The sequence below is a fragment of the Listeria sp. MAN/IMW/UF464 genome (assembly GCF_058683955.1).
The window spans coordinates 141742-155757 of sequence record NZ_JBZWZP010000004.1; the positions used below are offsets into that span (position 1 = coordinate 141742).

At 36.0% G+C, this 14016-nt stretch carries 13 protein-coding genes; 3 read left to right on the forward strand and 10 right to left on the reverse strand.

What is annotated here, in order from left to right; genetic code table 11:
• Positions 1-42: 42 nt before the first annotated feature.
• From secA to degU, 6 genes are all read right to left on the reverse strand, one after another.
• The gene (gene secA / locus AC4PG0_RS13265) at positions 43-2556 is read right to left on the reverse strand and encodes a preprotein translocase subunit SecA (RefSeq protein ID WP_003772328.1); all 2514 of its coding nucleotides are present in this window, start codon (positions 2554-2556) and stop codon (positions 43-45) included.
• 229 nt (positions 2557-2785) lie between these two features.
• Positions 2786-3349 carry a ribosome hibernation-promoting factor, HPF/YfiA family gene (gene hpf / locus AC4PG0_RS13270; RefSeq protein WP_003722643.1) on the reverse strand — a complete coding sequence of 188 codons (564 nt, stop codon included), beginning with the start codon at positions 3347-3349 and terminating at the stop codon, positions 2786-2788.
• Positions 3350-3541: 192 nt separating this feature from the next.
• A complete protein-coding gene (locus tag AC4PG0_RS13275; RefSeq protein ID WP_045552588.1) occupies positions 3542-4198 on the reverse strand; it encodes a ComF family protein in 657 nt (218 codons plus the stop codon).
• Positions 4191-5510, reverse strand: coding sequence for an ATP-dependent helicase ComFA (locus AC4PG0_RS13280; RefSeq protein WP_492167785.1), 1320 nt, complete (start codon positions 5508-5510; stop codon positions 4191-4193). The genes AC4PG0_RS13275 and AC4PG0_RS13280 overlap by 8 nt, the downstream gene beginning before the upstream one ends.
• 195 nt (positions 5511-5705) lie before the next feature.
• Positions 5706-6557: a DegV family protein gene (locus AC4PG0_RS13285; RefSeq protein WP_003763963.1), complete on the reverse strand. Its 852-nt coding sequence runs from the start codon at positions 6555-6557 to the stop codon at positions 5706-5708.
• A 20-nt stretch (positions 6558-6577) separates the two neighbouring features.
• Positions 6578-7264 carry a two-component system response regulator DegU gene (degU, locus tag AC4PG0_RS13290; RefSeq protein WP_003722647.1) on the reverse strand — a complete coding sequence of 229 codons (687 nt, stop codon included), beginning with the start codon at positions 7262-7264 and terminating at the stop codon, positions 6578-6580.
• A gap of 383 nt (positions 7265-7647) precedes the next feature.
• Here degU and AC4PG0_RS13295 point away from each other — a divergent pair, with 383 nt between their 5' ends.
• The 3 genes from AC4PG0_RS13295 to AC4PG0_RS13305 all read left to right on the forward strand — a co-directional run bounded on the left by AC4PG0_RS13295 (position 7648) and on the right by AC4PG0_RS13305 (position 10054).
• The gene (locus tag AC4PG0_RS13295) at positions 7648-8283 is read left to right on the forward strand and encodes a YigZ family protein (RefSeq protein ID WP_003772318.1); all 636 of its coding nucleotides are present in this window, start codon (positions 7648-7650) and stop codon (positions 8281-8283) included.
• A 1-nt stretch (position 8284) separates the two neighbouring features.
• The gene (locus tag AC4PG0_RS13300) at positions 8285-8830 is read left to right on the forward strand and encodes a GNAT family N-acetyltransferase (protein ID WP_033533647.1); all 546 of its coding nucleotides are present in this window, start codon (positions 8285-8287) and stop codon (positions 8828-8830) included.
• A 174-nt stretch (positions 8831-9004) separates the two neighbouring features.
• Complete coding sequence (locus AC4PG0_RS13305; RefSeq protein WP_003772314.1) at positions 9005-10054, forward strand: LCP family protein; 1050 nt, start codon at positions 9005-9007, stop codon at positions 10052-10054.
• 37 nt (positions 10055-10091) lie between these two features.
• Here the strand turns inward: AC4PG0_RS13305 and AC4PG0_RS13310 are convergent, their stop codons facing one another.
• The 4 genes from AC4PG0_RS13310 to AC4PG0_RS13325 form a co-directional block, all read right to left on the reverse strand.
• Positions 10092-11144 carry a glycosyltransferase family 4 protein gene (locus tag AC4PG0_RS13310; protein ID WP_033533648.1) on the reverse strand — a complete coding sequence of 351 codons (1053 nt, stop codon included), beginning with the start codon at positions 11142-11144 and terminating at the stop codon, positions 10092-10094.
• A 7-nt stretch (positions 11145-11151) separates the two neighbouring features.
• Entirely contained in the window at positions 11152-12276 is a 1125-nt protein-coding gene (gene menC / locus AC4PG0_RS13315) for an o-succinylbenzoate synthase (RefSeq protein WP_492167774.1), read from the reverse strand.
• A 1-nt stretch (position 12277) separates the two neighbouring features.
• Positions 12278-13012: a WecB/TagA/CpsF family glycosyltransferase gene (locus tag AC4PG0_RS13320; protein ID WP_003772308.1), complete on the reverse strand. Its 735-nt coding sequence runs from the start codon at positions 13010-13012 to the stop codon at positions 12278-12280.
• 122 nt (positions 13013-13134) lie between these two features.
• On the reverse strand, positions 13135-13977 hold the full coding sequence (locus tag AC4PG0_RS13325) for a 3D domain-containing protein (RefSeq protein WP_492167775.1): 843 nt from the start codon (positions 13975-13977) through the stop codon (positions 13135-13137).
• Positions 13978-14016 lie beyond the last annotated feature (39 nt).

Sequence of the window (14016 nt, forward strand, 5' to 3'; positions counted from 1 at the left end):
CAAAAAGCGCCGTCTTGCAGGCGCTTTTTTAGTTGTTTCAATCTATGCTTCTTTACCATGACAATTTTTATATTTTTTGCCGCTACCACAAGGACAAGGATCATTACGTCCAATATGTTGGTCTTTACGAACGGGTTGGCGTTTCGCTTCTGGTTTTCCTTCAGCAGGATTGATTGCTTCACCTTTAGCTACTTGTTCGCGCTCAAGGTTTTGGCGAATTTCTGCTTTCATGATATAACGAGCCACGTCTTCATCAATGGATGATACCATTGCTTCAAACATCTCGAAACCTTCTGATTGATACTCACGAAGCGGATCAATTTGACCATAAGCACGTAGATGAATACCATCACGTAAATGATCCATTGCATCAATATGATCAACCCATTTCGTATCAACAACACGAAGCAATACTACTTTTTCAAACTCATTAAATTCTTCAGGAGGCAACAATGTTTCTTTTTCATCATATGCCGCTTTTATCTTGTCCAAAATAAGGTTTTGAATATCTTCACTTGTTCTGTTTTGTAAATCTTCTAGCGTAATTGTACCTTCTGGAAGTAAGTTAGCATCGACATAATCGATAATACCTTGTAAATTCCATGCTTCTTCTGGTTCATGGCTTGATGCATTACTAGAAACAATGAAATTCACTGTACGCTGAATCATTTGTTCAATGATTTCGCGAAGACTGTTTTCTGCATTAATTACTTCATAGCGTTGTTTATAAATAACTTCCCGTTGTTGGCGAAGTACATCATCATATTGTAAAACTTGTTTCCGTGAATCAAAGTTATTTCCTTCCACACGTCTTTGGGCTGATTCAACCGCACGACTCACCATTTTACTTTGGATTGCATCTTCAGCCATACCAAAACGTTCCATCATGCTCTTCATGTTATCAGAGCCAAAACGGCGCATCAGTTCATCTTCCATAGAAAGATAGAATTGTGTTACACCTGGATCCCCTTGACGACCAGAACGACCACGTAATTGGTTATCAATACGACGTGATTCATGGCGCTCTGTACCAATTACAGCTAGACCACCAGCATCAATAGTACCTTCACCAAGTTTAATATCCGTACCACGACCAGCCATATTGGTTGCGATTGTTACTGCACCGCGTTCACCAGCGTTTTTAATAATATCCGCTTCACGTTCATGTTGTTTGGCATTTAAGACATCGTGCTTAATTCCTTTGCGTTTTAATTTGCTCGAAATAAGCTCTGATGTTTCAATCGCAACAGTACCAACAAGAACAGGTTGTCCCTTTGCATGACGGTCAGCAATATCTTCTACTACTGCATTAAATTTCGCTTCAATCGTTGTAAAAATTAAATCTGGACGATCATCACGAATAATTACTTTGTTTGTTGGAATTTCAATAACACGCATATTATAAATATCGCGGAATTCTTCTTCTTCCGTTTTCGCAGTACCGGTCATACCAGCAAGTTTTTTGTACATACGGAAATAGTTTTGGAATGTAATAGTTGCCATTGTTTTAGATTCGTTTTGAATAGTAACGCCTTCTTTGGCTTCCAGTGCTTGGTGTAAGCCCTCACTGAAACGACGTCCTTTCATAATACGACCTGTAAATTGGTCAACAATGAGAACTTCATCATCTTGAACTACGTAATCTACATCTAAACTCATCGTGTAGTTTGCTTTAAGCGCTTGAGCAATATGATGTAAAATCACCGTATTTTCTAAATCAAAAAGGTTTTCTACATCAAAGTAGTTTTCCCCTTTTGTCATACCATCTTCGGTTAATTGGACAGATTTAGTTTTAATATCAACTGTATAATCTTCCTCTTCTGTCAAAGTTCGTACGAATGTATTAGCACGAACGTATAAGATAGTGGATTTTTCAGCTTCACCAGAAATGATTAAAGGTGTTCTAGCTTCATCGACCAAAATAGAATCGACTTCATCAATAACGGCAAACGCTAATGGACGTTGTACCATTTCTTCTTTGTAAACCACCATGTTGTCACGTAAGTAGTCAAATCCTAATTCATTATTTGTACTATACGTAATATCACATGCATAAGCTTCTCGTTTTTCTGTGCTAGATAAAGCATTTAAGTTAAGCCCTACAGAAAGACCTAGGAAATTATATAAAACACCCATTTCTTCTGCGTCACGGTGAGCCAAATATTCATTGACCGTAACTACATGTACACCTTCACCAGAAAGCGCATTTAAATAAACTGGTAACGTCGCTGTTAATGTTTTACCTTCACCAGTTTTCATTTCTGCAATATTACCTTCGTGAAGAACGATACCACCCATTAATTGAACTTTAAATGGATACAGTCCTAGAGCACGCTTAGCACCTTCTCTGGCAACAGCAAAAGCTTCTACCAATAAATCGTCTAGCGTTTCACCTTTTTGAACTCGTTCTTTAAACTCTACTGTTTTCTCGCGTAGAGCTTCATCTGAAAGAGCTGCAGTTTCGTCTGCTAAAGCGATAATTTCATCTGCTTTTCTCTCCAAATATTTAACATCTTTTTTTCCTGATTCAAAAATCTTTTTCAATAGTCCAGCCATTTAAATTCTCCTCTACTGTTTTCGCTGTCGTCGCGCAGTTTCATCTATGATAACTTTCAGGAATTATCTTCTCTTAAAATATACACACTAATTCTATCACTTATTAGATAAAATATACAACTGGTTATCTCTTTTTAACAAATAAAAATGCAAAAACGTCATAGATTCTTCATTCCTAATAAAAATGGGAGCCAAAATTTTGGCCCCCATGCTCATTATCTTTGTACTATTAATTAGTTTCAATTAATCCATATTTACCGTCTTTACGTGAATACACAATGTTAGTTCCATTCGTTTCAGCATCAGTATATACGTAGAAACTATGTCCTAGCAAGTTCATTTGTAAAACAGCTTCTTCACTGTCCATAGGTTTTAAAGAAAATTGTTTTGTTCTTACAATTTCAAGATCAAAATCTCCTTCATTTTCTTCTGGTGGTGTGCTGCCGTTAACATCCGAATATGCAAAATAATCTCTTTCTGCACCTTTATCACGGAATTTACGATTTACTTTTGTTTTATGTTTACGGATTTGACGCTCTAATTTATCCACAATCAAGTCGATGCTAGCATATAAATCTCCACTAGTTTCTTCTGCACGTAGCACAAGATTTGGGAGAGGAATGGTCACTTCAACCTTCGCATTTTTATCGGAATATACTTTTAAATTAACATGAACGTTAGCGTCTGGAGTTTCTGTAAAATATCGTTCTAGTTTATCGATTTTCTTTTCTACGTAATCTCGAATCGGTTCCGTTACTTCAATATTTTCACCACGAATGTTGTACTTAAGCATAGCAATTCCTCCTTTGAAATAAAACAAAATAACGATAAAGAAGAGTATTCTTCTTACCCTTAGTCTACGTGAAAACGATAGCTTTTGCAAACATTTGCACAAAGAGTAAAGAAGCGTTTATCTACTTATCTTTATTTAGTATTTTATTCCCTAAAAAGCCTTTCGCAAACCTCTTTCAGCGATAAATCTCAACTATCTAAATATGGTTAAGGAGCTTACCTTTTTCACCCCTGATTCTTTTAACGCTTGCGCCGCTAAGTTAAGAGTACTACCTGTAGTGTATATATCATCAAATAAAATTATTTCCTTTTCACTGCTTCCAATCTCTTCATCTACATAAAATACTTGCTCTGTTTCTAATCGTTCTCGCTTTGTTTTCTTAGATTGTTTTTCAGAGTGTTTTTTTGCTAAAAGTTCCTCATAGTGAAGATTAGATTGGTTCAATATTGCTGTTGTTTGATTAAATCCTCGCTCTAATTTGCGGACTTCACTTACCGGGATTGGGACAATAGTCGTTTTGTTCGCGGCGAAGTATTTTTTTAGTTCCTTTTGAAAAATAGCTCCGATGATATAATCACCTTGAAACTTAAATTTTTTCATATATTCTTTGGCAAAATCATTATATTGGTACAAAGATCGATTACTATCTAGAAAAAACTCTCTACCTTGACAATCTTTACAAAATTCATCAGATGATTCCCTGCTACACATATTACAAAGCGGTCCAGTTAATTTTTCAAAGCCCGCTACACAATCGGAACAACATAAAACTTCCTCACTAAGAAACCAACTAAGTTCCCAACTAGCTGATTGTTTAACAGGTTGTAAACAAAGTAAACAGTTAATCATCTAATAATCCTTCTTTAAAACCTAATTGATTCATTTTTTTAATATGCGTAATAGCCCGATTCATTTCTGTAGTCTTTCCATAATGAAAAAAACAAACATCTCCAGTTGGATGAGTTAATTTCCTTCCCGCACGCCCAGCTATTTGCACTAATGCAGCTTCTGTAAAAATCCTCCCCTCACTTCCAAAAACAGCTACTTGAACATCTTTAAAAGTGACCCCTCTTTCTAATATAGTTGTCGTAAGTAGTAGCTTGATTTTGCCTTCACGTAGCCACTCAACTTTTTCTTTGCGTAACTGATCTGCCGAATGAACGGTCACTGGGCGAGTAAAATCATAATTTACGAGCGCTTCAGCAAATTGATTCATTGCTTCAATTTCTGGAAAGAAGATTAATACTGGTTGATTTTTAAGTTCTGCTTTTTTTATCCAATTAATCAACTTAAGGGTTATTTTTCCTTGAGCTAAATTTTTCTTCCACGGACCAATCCAGCAAGTTCTAGGAACAGGTAGCTGCTTTCTATGGTAACGGGCAGGGATTTTTACAAAGTTCCGTTTACCGGTCGCGCATTCTTGTTGCCACTTTTTCTCTGGAGTTGCTGTGATTATAATTGTTGAACCTACTTTAGTTCTAGCCTTTCTAACTGCGTATTCTAAAAAAGGATCTTTTGCATATGGAAAAGCATCTACTTCATCTATAAAAATAACTTGAAATGTATCATAAAAACGGATTAATTGATGTGTTGTGGCAACCACAAATTGCTCACCTTGATATTTGTCTTTGGAATCTCCATACAAACAAACTATATCTACCTCTTTGAAAACAGCTTGCAAACGCGGATATAATTCTAAACATACATCAACCCTAGGAGAAGCTATACAAATTCTAAAACCTTGCTTTAATGCTAAATCCATTCCTTCAAACATCATTTCTGTTTTACCAGACCCAGCGACTGCCCATAAAAGCATATCAACTCTCTGCTTAATACTTGAAACAACTGCACTTGAAGCCTTTTTTTGTCCTGGTGATAAAGTTCCTTCCCAGCTCAAACAAGATTCTATTCTTTCCGGCAGAATGTCTGCTTTTTGATAGTATAACTTCTGACAGCTGTTCACCCGCCCCATAACAATACAGTTTCTGCAGTATAAACAATCCTCTCTCCCACAAGAGGCACAAGTCATTTTGCCGAATAAAAATGGATTTGTATTTCCACAACGAAAACAACGATTAGCTGAAATAGCAAGAATTTCCAGTAGTCCCTCAACTGTTTCGACTTCCTTCTTTAGATATAACCTTCCAGGAAAAATATCCATCACTTTTCACCTCTCCTAAGTTATACACTTTTTTAGATTTCTTTGCAGAAGTTAATTTCTTATTTTCCAGCCTCAATTTGACCATAAAATACTATTTTCGCTAAAGAAAAACAACCATTTTCAATAGGTGAAATTGGTGAAAATACAACTTTAGCCTAAATAAAAAAATCTCTAGCTAAAAAGCTAGAGATTCGATTATTTTATTGACCAGGTTAATCCCAGTGCGCCTTCACCTAAATGTGTGCCGATAACTGGGCCAAAATAGCTCAACTCGAACTCCACTTCTGGAAACTTGGATTCTAAATGTTTGCGCCATGTTTCTCCTTTTTCTGGATCATTTCCATGGATAACGTAGGCTTTTTCTGCATTTTTATTTTTGATAGCTACTTCAAGAATATCTTCAATCCGTTTTAATGCCTTTTTTTGAGTTCTAACTTTTTCAAAAAGAACAATTTGCTTATCATTAAAATGAAGGATTGGTTTAATTTGAAGCAAACTACCGACAAGCGCTTGTGCCCCGTTTAAGCGACCACCGCGTTGCAGGTTATTTAAATCATCTACCATAAAATATGCATCTTGCGCCTTTTTAATCTTATCTAATTCGGAAATAATTCGTTCTAAAGGTTCATTTGCTAAAGCCATTTCAGCCGCTTTAACAGCAAACATCCCTTGCGCCATACATGAAAGCTCTGAATCATAAGCAACTACATTCAAACCATCAATTAGTTCACCTGCAGAAGCTGCGTTTTGGAAAGTCCCGCTGATGCCACTGGATAGATGAATACTAATTACTGTATCAAAACCTTGTTCTTTTAGTTTCTCAAACAATTGAATAAATTCACCAGGGGCAGGTTGCGAAGAAGTTGGAAAATTTTCTGCTTCTTTTACTTTTTTGTAAAAATCAGCCGTAGAAAGTTCTTCTCCTTCACGATAAGATTTTCCATCAATTATTACGGAAAGTGGTACGACATTAATTCGTAGCTGCTCTTTCACTTCATCTGGCAAATAAGTGGTGCTGTCAGTAACCACTGCTATTTTTTCGTTCATATAGTCCCCCTGAAATTTCTTTAGCGAATATAAACCCAGCCGTGCTTAATTGCCGTTACCACCGCTTGAGTTCTATCATTCACTTTCATTTTTTGTAAAATACTGCTGACATGATTTTTCACTGTTTTTTCACTAATGAAAAGCGTTTCCCCAATTCCGCGGTTACTTTTTCCATCGGTAAGAAGCTGTAATACTTCACACTCTCTATGCGTTAAAATATGCAAAGGCATTTTTACTTCGGGTTGCTGGTAACCATAAACCCCTTGCGAAGTATTCGTGCTTGCTAAATGTCGATATTCGCGAATTAATTTAATCGCTACACGCGGATGAATATACGCGCCCCCATTATCTACTATTTTAACAGCTTCTACAAGTTCATGTGCATCCATTTCTTTTAATAAATAACCTACTGCTCCTGCTCTAAGTGCCTCTGTTACATACTCATCTGTATCGTGAATAGTCAATACGATAACTTTGATACTAGGGAATTGACGTACTAACATTTCTGTTGCGTCTAACCCATTAACAGTTGGCATATTAATATCCATTAAAACGATGTCTGGTTTATATTCGCGAACTTTTGCTACGATATTCTTACCATTTTCAGCTTCCGCTACGACTTCAAAAGAATCTTCCAACTCTAAAATTCGCTTGATACCTTCGCGAAACAACTGATGATCATCTACAATCATGATTTTGAGTGCCATAATGACTACTCCTCCTTCACTTATCTAATTTCACCAAGCCACTTTGCAATCGAAAACATCATCCTTTTTAAGTAGCAAAACGCTTAACCTTATAATCCCTGCCATAAAATTGGCAAATAAACTTTTCTCTTTTAAGTACTATTTACTCAAACTAACCTATTTTCATTACAAACTGTAGCTCAATTATACAGCAAAGTTTTAGAAAATTACTTCTATATGCCTATAAAATGCAATCGAAAACCAGTCTAAAGTAATAGTAGTTTTTATTATAACACGAATTTGCCACCACTTCACCCGCTGCACTTAGAAAAATATCTATACAATCGCTTTGCTTTCGGATAAAATAAAAGCAGACTGAATGTATCAACTTATGGAGGTTCCTTATGTTGGATCATTATTTAACCATTCGTAGCGATGGAAAACATGAAATAATAATTGAAAAATCTCGCTTTATTTGCCATATTAAGCGAATAAAAACAGAATCCGAAGCACAGACATTCATACAAACAATCAAAAAAGAGCACCGTGATGCTACTCATAATTGCTCTGCCTATATTATAGGAGAAAATGACCAATTTCAAAAAGCACATGACGATGGTGAACCAAGTGGAACAGCAGGGGTTCCTATGTTAGAAGTTTTAAAAAAGAAAGCTTTAAAAAATGTTGTTGTGGTTGTTACTCGCTATTTCGGAGGAACTAAGCTCGGCGCAGGGGGCCTTGTCCGTGCATATGGTGGTGCTGTCAGTGAAGCAATCCAAACTATCGGTATAGTCGAATGCAAATTAGCTACTATTATTGAGTGCTCTTTTGCCTATCCACTTTTAGGAAAAATAGAGAATGCACTTGAGCAGAAAAATTATCAAATCGTTCATAAAGAATTCACAGAAAAAGTCGTACTTCAAGTATTTGTTGATAATGAGGATCTTTCAACTTTTTCCACTTGGATAACAGAGGTTTCAAATGGCCAAGTTACTTATAAAGAAGGCCCACAAAAATATAGAGAAAAGGATGTTACTTAGAATGTCCACAAACATATTTTTACATTTACCCACCACTATTTCTACGGAACGAACTATTTTGAGAAAAACTTCTTTTGCAGATGCAACTACCTTATTTGATATTTGGTCTGACAATGACGTTGCTCAGTTTATGAATATCGAAAAATTTTCTACCATCCTTCAAGCGGAGGAAATGATTCAAGCCATCGAAAATGAACCAAATGCTTGTAGGTATACAATTTTTACTATGGATAATTCTTTAAAAGCAATCGGCTCACTGGGCATAAACGATATTAACAAAAACAACCAAACAATCGAGATCGGTTATGAATTAGCCAAAAGTCATTGGCGTCAAGGGCTTATGTTCGAGATTTTAACAACTTTTTTAAATACAACTAAAGCTCACCTCCCATACAAAACAATTACGGCCAAAGTGCTCCCGGAAAATACAGCTTCCATAAAACTACTTACTAAGCTTGGTTTTGAGCTCGTTTCAACGGGGCAAGAACTAGATTTACACTCCGGCAAAATTTGTGAAATTAGTAATTACCAATTAATACTCGAGTAGGCAAATATTACATTTTTGAAAGATATCATCTTTTTTGTATTTTTTTTCAATGAAATTCTGTATAATAACATCAAAGTTGAAAAATTAAAGAAACCGTAAATAACGCGTAACATTCTTTAGTTCAACAAATGATACAATAAAACTTAGAAAAGTGACTATAAGGAGAATTAATATATGAGTAAAGGCACTGATGATAGCCGAAGAAGCAGCAAGAAATACAAGCGTAGAAGAAAAATTTTATTCTGGATTCTAATTCCTGTGATGTGTTTAGTACTTGCAGGTGTCGGATACGGCACTTACCTTTTTAGCAAGACGAAACTCGCAGCAGACAACTCTTTCGATAACGTGAGGAACGGAAAAGCTTCCACACTTCGAACAAATGATGTTGAACCTATAAAAGATAGTTTTTCTATTTTAATTATTGGTGTTGATACGAGCGCTACAAGAGCAGCTAACGGAAACCCTCGTAGCGACTCACTTATCCTAGCTACATTTAATGTAAAAGATGCGCGCGTAGAAATGACAAGTATTCCCCGTGATTCTTACGTACACATTGAAGATTCTGCAAAACAGATTAATAAATACACGAAAATCAATGCAGCTCATGCATATGGTGGTCCAGAACTTACCATGAAAACAGTAGAAGAAGAATTCAAAATCCCAATCGACTACTATGTTCGATTTGACTTTGATGCTTTCCTCAAAATCATTGATGCATTAGATGGTATTGATGTAGACGTTCCAGTAAACTTTACTGAACAAGATTCAAAAGATAACCAAAACGCAATTACGCTTAAAAAAGGGCCGCAACATCTTAATGCTGAACAAGCCCTAGCCCTTGCACGTACAAGACATATTGATAGTGATATTGAACGTGGTAAACGACAACAACTTATTATTAAATCTATTGTTAGTGAAGCGACTTCTGTTTCTTCCGTTAGCAAATACTCTGACATTATTGAAGTAGTTGGCGATAACATGAAAACCAACTTAACTTTCAACCAAATGCTTTCAATTGCAAAATTCGGAATGTCTAATAAGATCGATGTTAAATCACTCAACCTTAAAGGCGATAGTAATCCAATGGACGGTATTTATTATTACAAACTGAATGAATCATCCGTTCAAAGCATCTCGAATGAATTTGCTAGTGAGTTAGGAATTAAACAACCATTCCCTGGCGCAGCACCTTATTCAGATGAAAGTTCCACTGCATCAAACTAACAAAAAGCCAACAACTAATAATTAGTTGTTGGCTTTTTTATTTGCGTTTTCGATGTATTTTTTGAAGTAAATTTAAGATTGGTCGGTAATCTTCGCCAATTAAACCGATAAATTCAACAATAATTTCAATACAAAAAATTAGTAATAAGAGTAATAGTAATGCTCCCCAAGTTGTAGAAAAAGAGAATACAAAACCAGTCATAGAGAATAGTAGCGCCATGCAGTAAATTAACAACACTGTTTGTTTTTCTGTAAAACCAAGTGCCATTAATCTATGATGGATGTGCGAGCGATCCGCAGACGATATAGGCATGCGCTCTTTCAACCGCCGTACGATAGCAAAAAATGTATCTGATAAAGGAACACCTAAAATAATAAGTGGCACTAACAAAGAAATAAAAGTTACGTTCTTAAAGCCCATAAGCGATAAAACAGCTATCATATAGCCTAAAAATAAAGCTCCGGTGTCTCCCATAAAAATACTTGCAGGTGGAAAGTTGTAAATTAAAAAGGCAGCAACCGATGCGGCAAGAATAAGTGCGACTGGAGCAACAAATGCATCTTTAAGAAGTAGAGCCATACCTGCAATTGTCATTAAAGCAATAATAGAAATCCCACCAGCAAGCCCATCTAACCCATCTATCAAATTAAGTGCATTGACTATGGCCACAATCCAAACAATAGATAATGGTATCGCAAAATATCCAAAGTCCAATTCCCCGTAGAAAGGAATATTAATAAAATTAATTGTTATTTCGCCCCAAACAGTGACACAAAGAGCAGCTAAAATCTGCCCTACCATTTTCCATTTAGGAGATAAATCAAATATATCATCAATAAACCCTGTTACAATAATAATTAGGGCACCAAAATAAATTGGAACAAACCCTGATTTATCGATTGGTACTAACAACATCCCCACTGAAAAACTTATAAAAATAGCTAATCCACCTAGTGTGGCTGTTGTTTTTGTATGTTTATGTCTTTCACGCGGCGTGTCAACCGCATTGATTCTGAATGCAAACTTTCTAATTATTGGCACCATGATAATACCAACAGCAAAGCTAATCAATATACTCCATATTAGCAATATTTTTTCAGCTCCATCCTTTATTTAGCAAAATTTCTTCTGTTGATTTAGTGTATTTTTTTAATACTTTTAAATCTAGCGTTACACCGATGCCTTCGTTCGTTGGCACTTTGAGTCTACCTTGATTTAATTCAAAAGCAGGTGTTACAATATCCTCCGCAAAGAAACGATTCGAGGCAGATATATCCCCTGGAAAAACAAACTCGTCTCTCGCTGCTAGTGCAATGTTATGAGCTCTGCCGACACCAGCTTCAAGCATTCCCCCACACCAAACTAGTATTTCATTTAGCGCGCAGTACTCTGCTATTTTAAGGGCAGATGACATACCTCCAACACGTGCCAGCTTCAAATTAATAGCCCGACAACTACCAAGGCTATGCGCTTGCTCTACGTCTTTTACGGATCTAATATTCTCATCTAAACAAATTCGTGTTTTTAATTGTTTTTGCAACCAAGCATGATCCACAAAATCTTTCGTTCCAAATGGCTGCTCAATCATTTCTAAATCATATTGATCTAGTTCTTTTAATAACAAGAAATCTTCTCTATTATACGCTGAATTCGCATCTGCCATCAAGCTTAGTTTTGGAAAATTTTTACGAACAGCTTCAACAAATTGAATATCTTTGTTTGGTGCGATTTTTAGTTTCACTCGTTCATAGCCCTGATCGACGTATTGATTAACTAATTGAAGTAAAGTTTCCACATTCTGTTGTAAACCAATACTGACTCCAACTCTGATAGATTCTTTAGTAGCCCCAATCATTTTAGCTAATGATCTTTTTTCCATTTTAGCAAAAGCATCCCAAACAGCGAGTTCAACAGCCGCCTTTGCCATCTCATTACCTTGAATCCAACTGAATAACTCCTGTATTTCTTCCGGCTTACCAAGCTTTCTTTGAGCGAGGAGAGGTAGTAGCTGCTCCTTAATAATTAGAATAGCAGAACTAAGTGTCTCTTCAGTGTAATCTGGTAACGGAAATGCTTCTAATTCACCATATCCGTGGATTCCTTCTTCATTTATTAATTCAATAATATAAAAATCTTTGCTTTTCAATTCGCCATAACTAGTTTTAAACGGCGCCAAAAGCGGTAGTTCAGCATGAATTAACCTTGCCTTCTGAAAATACATTCTACTCACCCTTTTTCAAACGTTTGCGCTCTTTTCGGATAACAAGCATAAATTGAGGTATTGCAAAAAAACGTCTCCATCTAGAAGGATTCGCTAGCAATCTGTATACCCATTCAAGTCTCAGCTTTATCCAAATTTTAGGCGCTCGCTTTACATTATCAGTTAATACATCAAAGCTCCCACCAACACCAATAAAAATACCTTTGGAAAAATTAGCCATCTGAGATAAAATCCATTTTTCTTGAGCAGGTGAACCTAGAGCAACAAAAATAACATCCGGTTCAGCAGCGATTATTTCTTTAGCAATCGCCTCACTCTCAAGCGCATCAAAATAACCATGATGAACACCACAAACAATTGCTTGCGGGTATTTTTCGTTCACTTTACTCTCCACGCCTTGACTAACTTCTGGTTTCGCCCCTAAAAAATAACAACGTAGCGGCTTTTCTAATAAACCAATCATTGTATCATAACCAGTAACTCGTTCTTTTAGCGGATTCCCAAGTTTTTCAGAAGCCATGATAATACCAATACCATCCGGAACAATATAATCAGCTTGACGTAAAATCCCCTCAAACTCTTTATCAGTCCGAGCATGCATTACAATTTCAGGATTAGCAGTTACAACAAAACGTCTTTCCCCATTTTGAGCAACATTATGTAATTCCTCAATAAATTCAGCTTGGGTTGTATTATAAAAAGGTATATTTAAAATTGAAATTTCCTGCTTTTTCATTTGAATCTCCTAAAAAACTTTATTATGTATAAGTTTATCATAAAAAAGAGCCTCTTCCTATTTTTAATCAAAAAAAGCTGCAAATAGCATATGCCATTTGCAGCTTTTCGATATGGAGTAGATTAATCTAAAATTTGTACTTTAACTTGTTTTACACCCCAGTTATTAACTTCTTGTACTGAGTTTAAATGTACATCAATTTTATTACCTTTAATTGCGCCACCAGTATCGGCTGCAATTGCTTCTCCGTATCCTTCAACATACACTTTTGAACCTAGAGGAATAACAGATGGATCAACTGCAATAACACGTGAATTATCGTTTAAATCGATTCCTGTTGCTGTCATATGGCTCATTCCTGGTTCAGCTTTACTATAAGCAGTTGCTGTAACTGTTAGCTCTTTTGAAACATTTCCTTGAGCTGACGAGGAGTTAGATGAGGAGTTATTTGACGATTCATTAGATGTTGTTGATTTTTGAGTTGTTTGTGTTGATTTTTCTTCTTTTGGTTGCTGTGCTGGTTGTTCTGTAGCATTACTTTCTGATTTGTTGCTTTCAGAAGGAGTGCTTTCACTAGCTTTAGCATTTTCACCTACAGACAATTTTTGACCAACTATGATTAAATCAGATGAAAGATTATTCCATTCCTTTAATTGGTTAACTGTCACACCGTTATCTAATGCAATATGTCCTAGTGTGTCACCAGCTACAACTGTATATTTCGTACCGTTACTAGTAGCAGCTTTTTTCTCGCCACTATTTACTTGTAACGTTTGGTTTGGAAAAATTAAGTTTGAGCTTAAGTTGTTATCTTCTTTCAATTGTTTTATAGAGATATTATTTTCATTTGAGATTTTCCAAAGTGAGTCACCGTCTTGAACTTTATACTCAGCCGCAAAAGCTTGAGTTGAACCAGATCCTGCAATAATTAAACCAGCCGCAATGGCTACTACTGTTTTCTTCATGTAATTAATTCCCTCCTTGATTACTTTCGAGAACAATCG

Bases quoted from the DNA above. Each gene is read 5' to 3' on its own strand.
- AC4PG0_RS13305 (WP_003772314.1), top strand. From the start codon at position 9,005: ATGAGTAAAGGCACTGATGATAGCCGAAGAAGCAGCAAGAAATACAAG.
- AC4PG0_RS13295 (WP_003772318.1), top strand. From the start codon at position 7,648: ATGTTGGATCATTATTTAACCATTCGTAGCGATGGAAAACATGAAATA.
- AC4PG0_RS13275 (WP_045552588.1), bottom strand. From the start codon at position 4,198: ATGATTAACTGTTTACTTTGTTTACAACCTGTTAAACAATCAGCTAGT.
- AC4PG0_RS13285 (WP_003763963.1), bottom strand. From the start codon at position 6,557: ATGAACGAAAAAATAGCAGTGGTTACTGACAGCACCACTTATTTGCCA.
- AC4PG0_RS13300 (WP_033533647.1), top strand. From the start codon at position 8,285: ATGTCCACAAACATATTTTTACATTTACCCACCACTATTTCTACGGAA.
- hpf (WP_003722643.1), bottom strand. From the start codon at position 3,349: ATGCTTAAGTACAACATTCGTGGTGAAAATATTGAAGTAACGGAACCG.
- secA (WP_003772328.1), bottom strand. From the start codon at position 2,556: ATGGCTGGACTATTGAAAAAGATTTTTGAATCAGGAAAAAAAGATGTT.
- degU (WP_003722647.1), bottom strand. From the start codon at position 7,264: ATGGCACTCAAAATCATGATTGTAGATGATCATCAGTTGTTTCGCGAA.
- AC4PG0_RS13320 (WP_003772308.1), bottom strand. From the start codon at position 13,012: ATGAAAAAGCAGGAAATTTCAATTTTAAATATACCTTTTTATAATACA.
- AC4PG0_RS13280 (WP_492167785.1), bottom strand. From the start codon at position 5,510: ATGGATATTTTTCCTGGAAGGTTATATCTAAAGAAGGAAGTCGAAACA.
- AC4PG0_RS13325 (WP_492167775.1), bottom strand. From the start codon at position 13,977: ATGAAGAAAACAGTAGTAGCCATTGCGGCTGGTTTAATTATTGCAGGA.
- menC (WP_492167774.1), bottom strand. From the start codon at position 12,276: ATGTATTTTCAGAAGGCAAGGTTAATTCATGCTGAACTACCGCTTTTG.